This window comes from Rothia sp. P7208 (genome assembly GCF_048512915.1).
GTDB lineage: Bacteria > Actinomycetota > Actinomycetes > Actinomycetales > Micrococcaceae > Rothia.
Window position 1 is genome coordinate 65,828 of record NZ_JBLXXW010000006.1, and the last position, 13,680, is coordinate 79,507.

At 46.2% G+C, this 13,680-nt stretch carries 12 protein-coding genes; all 12 read left to right on the forward strand.

Features of this window, described 5'->3' with window-relative positions:
- The first annotated feature begins 2 nt into the window (after positions 1 to 2).
- Complete coding sequence (locus ACN084_RS06650) at positions 3 to 944, forward strand: cell division protein FtsQ/DivIB (protein WP_419106306.1); 942 nt, start codon at positions 3 to 5, stop codon at positions 942 to 944.
- Positions 945 to 1,149: 205 nt separating this feature from the next.
- Positions 1,150 to 2,334: a cell division protein FtsZ gene (gene ftsZ / locus ACN084_RS06655; RefSeq protein WP_419106307.1), complete on the forward strand. Its 1,185-nt coding sequence runs from the start codon at positions 1,150 to 1,152 to the stop codon at positions 2,332 to 2,334.
- Positions 2,335 to 2,430: 96 nt separating this feature from the next.
- The gene (locus tag ACN084_RS06660; protein ID WP_419106308.1) at positions 2,431 to 3,243 is read left to right on the forward strand and encodes a polyphenol oxidase family protein; all 813 of its coding nucleotides are present in this window, start codon (positions 2,431 to 2,433) and stop codon (positions 3,241 to 3,243) included.
- A complete protein-coding gene (locus ACN084_RS06665) occupies positions 3,243 to 4,007 on the forward strand; it encodes a YggS family pyridoxal phosphate-dependent enzyme (RefSeq protein ID WP_419106310.1) in 765 nt (254 codons plus the stop codon). Before ACN084_RS06660 ends, ACN084_RS06665 begins: the two co-directional genes overlap by 1 nt.
- 159 nt (positions 4,008 to 4,166) lie before the next feature.
- On the forward strand, positions 4,167 to 4,868 hold the full coding sequence (locus tag ACN084_RS06670; protein ID WP_419106311.1) for a cell division protein SepF: 702 nt from the start codon (positions 4,167 to 4,169) through the stop codon (positions 4,866 to 4,868).
- Between the two features lie 5 nt (positions 4,869 to 4,873).
- Positions 4,874 to 5,176, forward strand: coding sequence for a YggT family protein (locus ACN084_RS06675; RefSeq protein ID WP_419106312.1), 303 nt, complete (start codon positions 4,874 to 4,876; stop codon positions 5,174 to 5,176).
- A 351-nt stretch (positions 5,177 to 5,527) separates the two neighbouring features.
- Positions 5,528 to 6,235, forward strand: coding sequence for a DivIVA domain-containing protein (locus tag ACN084_RS06680; RefSeq protein ID WP_419106314.1), 708 nt, complete (start codon positions 5,528 to 5,530; stop codon positions 6,233 to 6,235).
- Positions 6,236 to 6,390: 155 nt separating this feature from the next.
- Positions 6,391 to 7,020 (forward strand): signal peptidase II, encoded by a 630-nt coding sequence (lspA, locus tag ACN084_RS06685; protein ID WP_419106316.1) that lies wholly within the window; start codon positions 6,391 to 6,393, stop codon positions 7,018 to 7,020.
- Positions 7,017 to 7,967 (forward strand): RluA family pseudouridine synthase, encoded by a 951-nt coding sequence (locus tag ACN084_RS06690; RefSeq protein ID WP_419101876.1) that lies wholly within the window; start codon positions 7,017 to 7,019, stop codon positions 7,965 to 7,967. The genes lspA and ACN084_RS06690 overlap by 4 nt, the downstream gene beginning before the upstream one ends.
- A 50-nt stretch (positions 7,968 to 8,017) precedes the next feature.
- A complete protein-coding gene (gene dnaE / locus ACN084_RS06695) occupies positions 8,018 to 11,560 on the forward strand; it encodes a DNA polymerase III subunit alpha (protein ID WP_419106318.1) in 3,543 nt (1,180 codons plus the stop codon).
- A 58-nt stretch (positions 11,561 to 11,618) separates the two neighbouring features.
- The gene (gene hisD, locus ACN084_RS06700) at positions 11,619 to 13,001 is read left to right on the forward strand and encodes a histidinol dehydrogenase (protein WP_419106319.1); all 1,383 of its coding nucleotides are present in this window, start codon (positions 11,619 to 11,621) and stop codon (positions 12,999 to 13,001) included.
- A complete protein-coding gene (nrdR, locus tag ACN084_RS06705; RefSeq protein WP_419101873.1) occupies positions 13,001 to 13,591 on the forward strand; it encodes a transcriptional regulator NrdR in 591 nt (196 codons plus the stop codon). Before hisD ends, nrdR begins: the two co-directional genes overlap by 1 nt.
- Positions 13,592 to 13,680 lie beyond the last annotated feature (89 nt).

Sequence of the window (13,680 nt, forward strand, 5' to 3'; positions counted from 1 at the left end):
GTATGTCAGACGATCGTACGCAGTTTTCTGCTTTGAAAGATGGAGAGTCTTTGAATGAGGCTCCTATCGTTCGTATTAATTCTTCTAAGGTCAAGCCTATAGAGGAAGATTCTTTGGTGAGTGCGCGTTCTCGTCGTTTTGCTCAGTGGCGTTCTGCTCGTTCTGCTGCGAAAGAGTCTTCTTCTGTGGGGCAACAGAATAGTTCTGATGCTATTTCTGTATCGTCTCAGTCTTCTTCTGGCGTGTTGTCGTTTTCTCGTGAGTCAGTTAAACGTTGGATTTATACGTTGCTGGGTCTTTTGGTGATTGCGGCGATTTTTGTGGGAATAGTTTTTTATTCTCCGCTTTTGGCTATTAAAACGATTACGGTGCAGGGGGCTTCTTTACTGTCGACTGCTTCGGTGGAGGAGAAGTTACGTGGTTTAGAGGGTGTTCCTTTGACTCGTGTGAGTGATCAGGAAGTTGCTGATTTGATTGGTCATCAGCAGGTTCTTCGAGGTGTTTCTATTTCTGCTCGGGCTCCTCACGAATTGATTGTTACTTTGCATGAACGTATTCCGGTGGCTGCGGTGCGGGAAGGTTCAGAGTATGTCTTAGTTGATAGTGAAGGTGTGATGCTGTCTCGGGTGGCTTCTTTGGAAGCTAGTGGTGTTCCTTTGATTGCTGGGGGTAGTGCTATTGTGAACACTCCGCAGTTTAAGACGGTGACTCGGGTTCTTGAATCTTTGCCTCGTGATTTGTTATCGATGGTAACTGAGGCGAAAGCTGATTCTACTTCGACGATTACTTTGATGATGGGGGACGATCGTCAAGTTTTGTGGGGTACGACTGCTGATAGCGACCTTAAAGCTAAAGTTCTTATTGAACTTATGAAGGCATTGGGCGAGGACTCTCAAATTAAGGTTTTTGATGTCTCAAGTCCCTTGGTTCCTACGACTCGATAGCTCAACTTAAACTTGAACTTTGGGTGTAATTCTTATTTTTTCGAGAAAATATCCTGTTTTTTTGACATGTAGAGCGACAGAACCTCTGTAGTGTTGGTACGCTTCTAGTTGAAATACACGTAAGTCGAATAAATATCATTCAACATAAAGTTGAAGGTTTGGTGTTTATTCATCAATAATTCCTAAAAATCGTTAGAGGGACTTCATGGACGCAAATACCCCCCAGAACTACCTAGCAGTCATTAAAGTCGTCGGTATCGGCGGCGGCGGTGTCAACGCTGTCAACCGCATGATTGAGGTTGGTCTTCGCGGCGTCGAGTTCATCGCAATTAACACTGACGCGCAAGCGCTCTTGATGTCAGATGCAGATGTTAAGCTCGACGTTGGACGTGAACTAACCCGTGGTCTTGGTGCAGGCGCAAACCCTGAGGTTGGACGTCAAGCTGCAGAAGATCACGAACAAGAAATTGAAGAAGTTCTTAAAGGCGCAGACATGGTGTTCGTGACTGCTGGCGAAGGTGGCGGTACTGGTACCGGTGGCGCTCCCGTTGTTGCTCGCATTGCTCGCTCTTTGGGTGCTTTGACGATTGGTGTTGTTACCCGTCCCTTTACCTTCGAAGGACGCCGCCGTTCTAACCAAGCAGAGACCGGCATCGCAGCTTTGCGTGACGAAGTTGACACCTTGATTGTTATTCCTAACGATCGTTTGCTCTCTATTTCAGATCGTAACGTCTCCATGTTGGACGCTTTCAAATCTGCAGATCAGGTACTGCTCTCTGGCGTCCAAGGAATCACTGACCTCATCACCACCCCCGGTTTGATTAACCTTGACTTCGCAGACGTTAAGTCTGTGATGCAAGGGGCTGGTTCTGCGCTGATGGGTATCGGCTCAGCTTCTGGTGAAGACCGTGCCGTAAAAGCAGCAGAGCTTGCTATTGCTTCACCTCTTCTTGAAGCATCCATCGACGGCGCACACGGCGTGCTCCTATCGATTCAGGGTGGTTCAGATTTGGGACTATTCGAAATCAACGAAGCTGCTCGTTTGGTTCAGGAAGTTGCACACCCCGACGCAAACATTATTTTCGGTGCTGTTATTGATGACGCGCTCGGCGATGAAGCTCGTGTGACCGTTATTGCTGCTGGTTTTGATTCTGTCAATCCTGAAACGAACGCTAACGGAAATAGCTCATCTGTCCAGCAATCTGCACAGCAGAACTCACCATTCGGTGCGTCTGCAAAGACTCAGACCTCTCAGGCTCCTGCAGTAAACTCTTGGCAGTCTCAGGGCAACGACGTACCTAACAACGCTGGTTTTGATGTAGATCTTCCACCGGTTGTTGAAGAAGCTCCTCGTAAAGATTCTTTGGACGTTCCTGACTTCCTCAAGTAATCCTGTAAAGGGCAAAGCTCTTGGCGTAGACATTTCATCGTATCTATCGCCGGGAGCTTTGCCTTTTTCGTATTCATTTTTCTTCTTAAGGACATCATGAGTTCACCGCTGATTGCACATACGATTGAAACTTTGCACGAACGTTCTGTACATGTTGCTTTTAGCTCTATATCAGCAGGAAACTTAGGATTACATGTAGGACAGAATTTCTTAGACGTTCTTAAAAACCGTGAACGTCTTGAACAGTATTTAGGTTTGGGTTCAGAACATTTCACGTATGTGAATCAGGTGCACGGTGTTGAGGTTATCGATGTCGATACACAGTACCTTCAGCCAATCATGCCTGATGCTTTTCAAGAACGAGAACGTGTGGCATATGCACAGTCTTTGTTGGCGGACGCGCCTCAAGCCGATGCCATGTTTTCTGTTCAGGGAAAACCTCTCGCTATTATGGTGGCCGATTGTATTCCTGTGATTTTTACTGCTGAATGTTCTGCTACAAATTTTCCGTTGATTGCAGTTGCTCATGCGGGTCGACGAGGGCTACTCGATGGTGTCTTACAACAGACCGTAGAATCATTAGTGCGCCAAGGAGCAGAAAAACTGACCGCTTGGATAGGTCCTTCTATTTGCGGCCAATGCTATGAAGTTCCCCCAGCAATGCAGGAGGATTCTGCTCAGATTCTTCCTGATGTTCGATGTGAGAGTCGCTGGGGCACGAATGCTTTAGATTTGCCGGCCGGAGCTGAACAAGCTCTACGCCAGATGCCCTATGAGATAAGAATTGACAGTTCGTTAGCCTGCTGTACTTTTGAAAACCAGAACTTATTTTCTCATCGTAGAGGGGACCCGCACGGTCGTTTTGCGGGTCTTGTGTGGGTTGAGAATCTTATGAAAAGGGGACTCTAATGTTAACGTATACTGCTGAACGCGCAGAAGAGCTAAAACACAATCTTATACGTGTACAAGAACGTATTAGCCGTGCTGAACAGGACTATTCAGGTTCTCGTAATGCCCAAAGCCATAAAGTTGAGCTCACTGTCGTAACGAAGTTTTTTCCTGTAACAGATGTTTTCGCTCTTTATCATGCGGGGGTTCGTTCTGTGGGGGAGAACCGTGACCAAGAAGCTCATGAGAAGGCGTATGCTATTGAACCGATGATTGATCCTCAGGATTCTTTGCGATGGTCTTTTATCGGGCAGTTGCAACGGAATAAAGCAAAGTCTGTTGTGCGTTATGCGCACGAGGTGCATTCTGTTGACAGACTTTCTTTAGTGGATGCTCTGGCTAAAGCTAAAGCTCAATGTGCTCAGGACGGAGCAGAATCACGAGTTGCTGGGTCGCTATCTTGTTTTGTGCAAGTTAATTTATCTGCTGATTCTGGTGATAATTCTTCACGTGGTGGCGCTGTCGGAGATGATGTCTTTCGTATTGCTGAGCGTCTTGAACAGTGTGAGGGGTTATCCTGCGCCGGAGTGATGGCTGTTGCGCCTTTGGGGGGTGACGCCGAGAGAAGTTTTGAAACGCTCTACGGTATTTCTCAGGAGTTACAAGAGCACTTTCCTCAAGCATGGGAGATTTCTGCTGGTATGAGCGGAGATTTAGAAGAAGCTATTCGCTGGGGTTCAACCAGGGTTCGTATTGGTTCGGAAATTATGGGTTCACGTTGTTAAGTGGTGGGAGAATACGCTAGTTTATTGTTCTATTTTTTCTTTATTAGGCGCGTTTTCCTATCCTAAAGAACCCTAGAATTGATACTGTGAAACATTGAAGAAGCAACTACACCGGATATTGAGTTTTTGTAGCCGGTTACGTTATAGATGGAGTGAAAAATGGCAGGGCGTACATTTCATCAGGCGATGTCATTCCTTGGTTTAGGGGAACAGACAGAACCTGCACGAGATCGTGCATATGAGCGTTACGATGATTTCGATGATTATGCGGAAGAATATGACGATGACTACGGTCAGAATCGTGATGTTCTTTATAATTTCCCTGATGACGAGTACGACCAGTATCCTGTAGAAGAGGATACTTCTCGAGTTATGTCTCATGATTCAGTATCTGACCAGCGAGAAGATTTGTATCTTGCTGGTGAGGAGAAGGACGAGCAGAAGTACGAACCAACGTACGATATGTCGCCTTCAGAGCATCAAACTGAAAAACCTTTGGTATCCTCAAACGCTGTGGAGCGCACTCCTCAGCGTATTCAACCTCATGACGAAAGCGAAGAAGAATTGCGCCTCATCACTACTGTTCACCCACGCTCCTATAACGACGCTAAGACCATCGGCGAAACTTATCGTAGTAATATCCCCGTTATCATGAATGTCACTGAGATGACAGAATCTGATGCGAAACGCCTTATCGATTTTTGTGCCGGTTTAACTTTCGCTCTGCAAGGTAATTTAGAGCGGGTTACTGAAAAAGTATTTCTTCTGACTCCATCGAATGTTGAGGTTTCCGGTTCAAAGGGTACTGAAGTTCCTGTAGCGCTTGACAGTGAGTCTCTCGACTTCTTTAACCAAGGCTAAAACACATGGTTGGTTACCTCTTAGCTTTACTGAATATCCTTGTCTTTACCCTGTATTTTGCGTTGCTTTTACGGCTGGTATTTGACTGGGTACAAATGTTTTCACGTTTTTGGAGGCCTCAAGGTGTGTTCTTGGTGCTGGCCTCTGCGGTATATGCAATAACTGATCCTCCTTTAAATGCTTTGCGGCGTCTTGTTCCACCGTTGCGAGTGGGAGGCATGTCGTTAGATTTAGGGTTTTTGATTCTTATCTTCGCGATTATGATTATCAATAACTTCCTTTTCCGATTAATCTTTATGTTTTCTTAAAGCAAACTCTCCTTAGATGAGCTGGAGGATGCATAAGAGTAGTAGTCTGGTATAAAGAATGTTTTATGGTGGGCGGTTATAAGCTCGAGATTCTTATCCGCTAATATCGGCGACTAACGACGGTGCAACGCAGATGAAGATTTCGTGTTCAAAACAATGGTTCTCATATTTTTTGGGGATAATTGAAGAATTTTCCACGATAAAACGGCAATTTTACGTGCACTCACGTGTATCCTAGTTGCTGAGTTTAAAAAACTAGGAAGAATTTTCAGAGAGTAGCGGTGTTTTAGGGATGATGCATCGCTACGTCGGGGAGTCCAGCAAAAGCTTGAATTTAGAGGTGAATATTTAGTGGCACTTACACCAGAAGCCGTCATCAACAAACGGTTCCAGGCAACCAAATTTAAAGAGGGGTACAACCCTGAGGAAGTTGACGACTTCCTCGACGAAATTGTTGTTGAGTTGCGTCGTCTTAACAGCGAAAATGCAACACTCAAACGAAACCTTGAAGAAGCTGAAAGTCGTTTGTCTCAGGCTCAAGAACAGTTAGAGCAGGCAGAAGCCCAAGGCAGCTCCGTTGTTGCTTCTACCGCTGAAGAGCAGACTGCCCCTGTTGCTGCTGCCGCCGCAGTTGCAGAACCTCAGGCTGCTGCAAGCACAGACCCCGAAGCTACCGACGCAGCAGAAGCTGCTGCTGGTGGTCTCGGCATGGGCACGAATAGTGCGGCTGGATTGCTTGCTATGGCTCAGAAAGTCCACGATGATTACATCTTCCAAGGCAAGACAGAGCGTAAGCGTCTCATTAGCGAAGCCCGTGAGGAGTCTGCACGACTACTGACCTCCGCCCAAGAAGAGCGTTCCAAAGTTCTGGGCGACCTTGAACAGAACAAAGTTAACCTTGAAGCTACTGTCGAGAAACTGCGCGGATTCGAGAAGAAATACCGTGAAGGTATGCGAAAGTACATCGAAGAGCAACTTCAAGATTTGGAGAGTGCTCCTTCTGTTGAGAGCAAACTTGACTCAACAGCTACTCCTACCGGTAGCTCCTTTATGCGCTAAAATATTAGATTAGAGCTTTTGACGGGATAGTGGGAAGCATCATTATGATGCCTCACTATCCCGTCAGTTTATATAAAATAGTGATTCAGAGCTGATAATGAATCGGTAACAATCGATTACGTCAACTCGATATGCCGCTTGAGGACTTGTCACAGATGGGAAAAGAACACCGGATGTCCAAAGAACAGAATCATCGTGCCCATAGCTCAGGTCCGTCTGAACCCCGCCCATGTGTGCGTACCTTATCTGCCTTCCCTAAACTAATCGTGGTATTGATGACGGTGCTGATTGCCTATGGGGCAGATCAAGGTACCAAGTACATTGTCGAAACGACAATGACTTTAGGGGAAAAGATTCCTGTCGTTCCAGGGGTTATTCGTTGGTATTACATTCTTAACTCTGGTGCAGCCTTCTCTCTTGGCACTGGCTATACCATGGTATTTACCCTGATGATGGTGGTTGCCGTACTGGTATGCTTATGGTGTCTTGTCAGAGCACAATCAACAGTATGGGTTTTTTCCTTAGCGTTATTGTTAGGTGGCGTATTGGGGAACTTGACCGATAGACTTTTGCGCCCGCCAGGATTTGGTGTTGGGCATGTTGTAGATTTTATTTCTATCGGAAACTTCGCCATTTTTAACATTGCTGACTCATGTATTTGTATCGCAATGGCACTTATCGTCTTGCAGAATTTTCGTTCTATTCGTCTTGACGGAACGTACGATTATTCTCAGAAGAAGAATTCTCATACCATCGAGCAGGAAAGTCACGAAAGCAACGCATGAGCCAAAGAATTACATACCAGAGTGTTGTTGAAGAGTTTGCCGGTTTACGTCTTGACGCCGCTCTGTCTGAAAGCCTTAACATCGCAAGGACCTTGGCCGCAAGCTGGATTAAAAATGGCGATGTTCAAGTGACTGATGCCTCCGGGCGTAGAGTTAAGGTCGCTAAAAGTTACAAACTTTCACGTGGTGACCATATACAGGTTGACGCGCCAGCACCTCGAGATTTAAGCGATATTACCCCTCAGCTGGTTGATGGGTTTTCCATTATCTATGAGGACGAAGATATTGTTGTCGTTGATAAACCGGCTGGGGTAGCGGCTCATCCGTCTCCGGGGTGGCATGGGCCTACAGTGCTAAGCGCTTTAATGGGCTTAGGAGTGAGTATCTCTACCTCTGGAGCTGCTGAACGCCGAGGCATCGTCCATCGTTTAGATGTTGGAACATCTGGTGTTATGGTGGTAGCAAAGAATGAGCATTCATATAGTTTTCTTAAACGTGCCTTCAAAGAACGTACGGTTAAAAAGCTTTACCACACCTTAGTTCAAGGCATACCAGACCCTTTAGAAGGTACTATCAACGCTCCTATCGGGAGACACCCCGGACACGAATGGCGTTTTGCTGTCGTTGAGGGCGGCCGTGACTCTATCACTCACTATCAGGTGGTAGAGGCTTTTGGTCGAGCCAGCTTGGTGAACGTACACTTAGAAACAGGCCGTACCCACCAGATTCGTGTCCACTTTTCAGCGTTGAACCATCCTTGTTGTGGAGACCTTACCTATGGCGCAGATCCCTCGTTGAGCGCACATCTAGGGCTTACCCGTCAATGGTTACATGCTCATATTCTTGAATTTGAGCATCCTGTCAGCGGGAAGAACATGACATTCACCAGTGAATACCCTCAAGACCTTGAGTATGCTTTAGAGTCGTTAAGAGAAGGAACATTCTAGGATTATCCCTAGAAGAAGAAACCATCGAAGCTAGAGGAAAGAAGAATAACGTGAGCGGTAAAGGTTTTACTCATCTACACGTACACACCGAGTATTCTATGCTCGATGGTGCAGCGCGCCTGACGGAGCTCTTTAGCCGTGCTAAAGAGCTGAATATGGATGCCATGGCAACGACAGACCACGGTTTTCTCTTTGGGGCTTTTGACTTTTGGCAAAAAGCAAATGATGCGGGTGTTAAACCCATTATTGGTCTTGAAGCGTACGTCACCCCTGGTACTCACCGGACAGACCGTAGCCGTGTACGTTGGGGTGAACCAAACATTTCTGAATATGGTGACGTTTCTGGTGGTGGTGCGTATACCCATATGACGTTGTGGGCAGAAACCACTCAAGGTATGCATAACCTCTTTAGAGCGTCCTCTCTAGCCTCTCTCGAAGGCCACTTTTATAAGCCTCGTATGGACCGTGAGCTATTGCAGACTTATGGCAAAGGACTGATTGGGACAACAGGGTGCCCCTCTGGAGAAGTTCAGACTCGCCTACGCCTTGGACAATATCAAGAAGCTCTTCAAGCTGCCTCCGATTTTCGAGATATTCTCGGTGCTGAGAATTACTATTGTGAGCTCATGGATCACGGCATCGGCATTGAAAAAGTTGTTGTTGAAGATTTGATGCGTCTCGCTCGAGATTTAAAGCTTCCACTCGTCGCTACCAACGATTTGCATTACACTCATGAACACGACGCTCAAGCGCACGCGGCGTTGCTCTGCGTGCAATCTGGTACCACGCTGCAAGACCCTAAACGTTTTAAGTTCGACGCTTCAAACTTTTACCTTAAATCTCCAGAAGAAATGCGAGAACTGTACCGTGACTTCCCTGAAGCTTGCGATAACACTCTCGAAATTGCCGAACGTTGTAATGTAGAGTTCAACACCAACGCAAACTATATGCCAGCGTTCCCCACCCCAGAGGGGGAAAACGAGGAATCATGGTTCGTCAAAGAAGTTGAAAAAGGGCTACACTTCCGCTTCCCCAAAGGTGTACCAGATGAGGTACGTCGGCAAGCAGAATACGAAGTTGAAGTTATCTCAAAGATGGGGTTCCCCGGCTACTTCTTGGTGGTTGCTGACTTCATTAACTGGGCTAAAAATAATGGTATTCGTGTTGGGCCTGGGCGTGGTTCTGGTGCAGGTTCAATGGTTGCATACGCGATGCGTATTACTGAGCTCAACCCCCTAGAACATGATTTGCTCTTCGAACGTTTCTTGAACCCTGAGCGTGTGAGCATGCCTGACTTCGACGTGGACTTTGACGATCGTCGCCGTTCTGAAGTGATTCACTATGTCACTGAAAAATATGGTGAAGATAAAGTCGCGCAGATTGTTACCTACGGAACGATTAAAGCAAAACAAGCTCTCAAAGATTCTTCTCGCGTGCTGGGTTATCCCTTCTCGATGGGTGACCGCCTGACCAAGTTAATGCCACCAGATGTTCAGGGTAAAGGCATGACGTTGAAAGAAATTATTGATGAGAAGTCAGCACGCTATGGCGAAGCCTCTGATATGCGCGCTCAACTTCGCGAAGACCCTGAATGTCAGAAAGTCTTTGACACGGCTCTTGGCTTAGAAGGACTTAAACGTCAGTGGGGTGTACACGCTGCAGGTGTTATCATGTCGAGCCATGATTTGCTAGATTTGATTCCTATTATGCGCCGTGAACAGGACGGGCAAATTATTACCCAATTTGATTACCCAACGTGTGAAACTCTTGGGCTGATTAAGATGGACTTTTTGGGTCTGCGTAACCTAACAATCATCTCTGATGCTATTGAAAACATTAAACTAAACCGTGACTTCTTCCTTGACTTGGATGCGTTGTCTCTAGACGATAAAGAATCCTATGAGTTGCTAGCGCGCGGTGAAACATTAGGCGTATTCCAGCTTGACGGTGGCCCGATGCGTTCTTTGCTGAAAATGATGCAGCCGGATAACTTTGAAGATATTTCCGCGGTTTTGGCTCTGTACCGTCCTGGACCTATGGGCGCAAACTCTCACACGAACTATGCGTTGCGTAAGAACGGACAACAAGAAGTCACACCTATTCACCCAGAGCTAGATGAGCCGCTGGCTGATATTCTCAATACCACCTACGGTTTGATTGTGTATCAAGAGCAGGTTATGGCTATTGCACAGAAATTAGCAAACTATACTCTGGGTGAAGCAGACTTGTTGCGTCGTGCAATGGGTAAGAAGAAAAAAGAAGAACTTGACCGGCAGTATGAGAGCTTCCATCAAGGAATGCTATCGAATGGATATTCTGAAGAAGCTATTAAAGCGTTGTGGGATGTCCTGCTTCCCTTCTCCGCCTACGCATTTAATAAATCCCACACTGCAGCTTATGGTCTAGTCTCTTATTGGACGGCTTATTTGAAAGCACATTACCCTCAAGAATATATGGCTGCTTTGCTTACCTCTGTGGGCGACGATAAAGATAAACTTGCCTCGTATCTCAACGAGTGTCGCCACATGGGTATTACGGTATTGCCTCCAGACGTTAACGAATCCGAGTTGAACTTTACTCCTGTCAATGACGATATCCGCTTTGGAATGGGCGCAATCCGTAACGTTGGTGCCCCTGTAGTCGCTGCACTAGTTAGTGCGAGAACAGAAAAGGGCCGTTTCGAATCTTTCCAAGATTTTATGAATAAGGTTCCTCTCACCGTGTGCAATAAGCGAACCGTTGATTCATTGATTAAGGCTGGTGCATTCGATGAGTTCGGGCAAAGTCGGCGTGCATTATCTTCTATCCACGAAGAAGCAGTTGATTCTGCCGCTTCTGTTAAACGTCGTGAAGCAACCGGACAGTTTGACCTTTTCGGTAGCTTAGGGCTTGACGATGAAGGTTTAGGTAACGAGTCTATTCTGCAAATTCCTGATATCCCTGAGTGGGAAAAACGTGATAAATTGAATTTTGAACGTGAGATGTTGGGTCTATATATCTCAGACCATCCACTTAAAGGTCTAGAAAATCAGCTTGATGCTTTGTCGACTTCGTCAATTTTGTCTCTTTTTGATGAAGAATCATCAGTTCAGGATGGGGCGATGGTCACTATCTCTGGCATGATTACCTCTGTTACTCGACGTATAGCAAAAAAGAGCGGTAACCCGTATGCTCGTGTTGAGTTTGAGGATCGTACTGGCTCTATTGAAGTTATGTTCTTTGGGCGCATTTACGAACCGATTGCTCCTATTTTGGCTGACGATCTTATCTGTACTATTAGAGGTCGTTTACAACGTCGAGATGATGGTTCTGTCAGTATTAGTGCTCAAGAAATAAAGGTGCTTGAATTAACTGCTGGTGATACGGCTGGGCCTGTGACGATTTCTATCCCAGAATACAAAGCAACGGAAGAGATGTTGTTAGAGCTTCAGCAGATTCTCAAGAACCACCCTGGGGAAACTGAAGTACGTATCGCGTTAGGTACCCGTACCGGTAAAACCTTGATGCGTCTTGGCAATCACTTGCGTGTGACTGCTGATTCGTCTTTCTACGGTGACATAAAAGTTCTTTTAGGCCCAACGTGTTTGGAATAAAAGCTACTGTTTGTGTACCGTTCTGGTTTTATCTCTCTAACACAGTAGAATGAAACATATGAGCACATCTGCAGAAGACCAAAAATATTTGCCCCCTAAACTTTCTCTTTTAGATGTACGGGGGAAAGATTACAGCTATACGCAGTTGCGTGCTCTCATGCCTCGTCAAAGCTCTGAGTATGTTGGTAATGCTCAACAAACTGTGGAAGAGATTATTTCCGGTGTCAAAAATTCTGGTGCGGATTATATTCGTGAATTAGCGGAACGTTTTGACGGCGTGCACCAGCGTTCTCTTCGTGTGCCTGAATCAGCACTTGAGGATGCCTTGGAACGTCTCGATTCAAAAGTTCGAGCAGCATTAGAAATTTCTATTGAACGCAACCGTATTTTTGCTCAAGCGCAACGTCCTCAAGACACCACGATTGAAGTAGCTCCTGGCGCTCAGCTTATTAATAGGTGGACACCTGTTCGACGTGTGGGCCTATACGTTCCGGGAGGGTTGGCAGTATATCCTTCCTCGGTGATAATGAACGCGGTCCCCGCACAGGCTGCAGGGGTCGAATCTATCGTATTATGCAGTCCTCCACAAAAAGAATTTGATGGATTGCCTCATCCAACCATTTTGGCGGCTGCGGCACTGCTTGGAATCCGTGAGGTATGGGCCATTGGCGGTGCTCAAGCATTAGCTGCTATGGCCTATGGCATCGAAGACGCTGAAGACGAACTTAATTGCGTCGATACTATTACCGGTCCAGGAAATATTTTTGTTGCTTTAGCTAAGCGTGCGTTACAAGGTGTTGTGGGTGTTGACGGTGAAGCAGGCACTACCGAAATCGCTGTGATTGCAGATAATTCTGCTCACGCAGAATATGTGGCGGCCGATTTAATCTCCCAAGCAGAACACGATCCTAACGCGGGTTCTATTCTGATTACGGACTCTCCCGATTGCGCTGAACGAGTATCTCAGGCTATTGCTCGTCAAGCATCAGCAACAAAACACCGAAAACGTGTGAAAACCGCTCTTGAAGGACCTCAATCAGGAATTATTCTGACAGATTCTTTAGAACAATCCATACGTGTTGCTGACGCCTACGCCGCTGAACACCTTGAGATTCATACGAAGAACCCTGCTGAAGTTGCTCAACGTGTGCGTAATGCTGGAGCTATCTTTATTGGCCCGTATTCTCCAGTTCCTCTTGGCGATTACGCTGCTGGGTCAAACCACGTATTACCAACCTCTGGTACAGCTTCTTTCGCATCAGGTCTTAACACCTCAACCTTTATGAAGGTTGTTCAGCTAATTGAGTATTCTCAACCTGCGTTAGAAGACATTGGCGACCACATCGTGACCTTGGCACAGGAAGAAGACCTCCCTGCACACGGTGAAGCTATTAGCATTCGTAGCATGAGCGATTCTTCTGAATCAGGAGGTAAGCTCTGATGAACTGCCCATACTGCCATGAGGCAGGCTCACGCGTAATTGATTCGCGCGTGATTGAAGACGGCAGCGCAATTCGTCGTCGCCGTTTATGTGATAACTGTGAAGACCGTTTCACGACGTATGAAACAACGGGTATATCTGTTGTGAAACGCTCGGGCGTGACAGAACCTTTTAAACGGGAAAAAATTGTGAATGGCTTACGTAAAGCCTGCCAAGGCAGACCTGTGAGCGAAGACGATTTAGCAAAACTTTCACAAGAAGTTGAAGAAAAAATTCGTTCTTTGGGAGATAACCGCGTAAAAGCTCATACTGTCGGATTAGCCATTCTTGAACCGTTATCGCGACTAGACGCTGTTGCTTATCTTCGTTTTGCCAGCGTATATCAGAACTTCGAGAGTCTAGAAGATTTCGAGAAAGCTATCGAAGGACTACGCGATACATATAAGAGTTATTCTGCTGATCTCTCACTCAATGACGAGATACCTCAAAGTGTTGATGGTGAAGGGCAAAAAACATCTTCTCGCCCTTCAGAAGATATCTTGTCTCAAGGGCAACACGATGAGGGACCAGAACAACCAACTCTTTTATAACGAACACATAAAAAGAACCTTCTGAGAAAGAAAACGGTCTCCTCAGAAGGTTCTTTTTGTCTCAATCAATGAGGGAGCAAATGATGGCC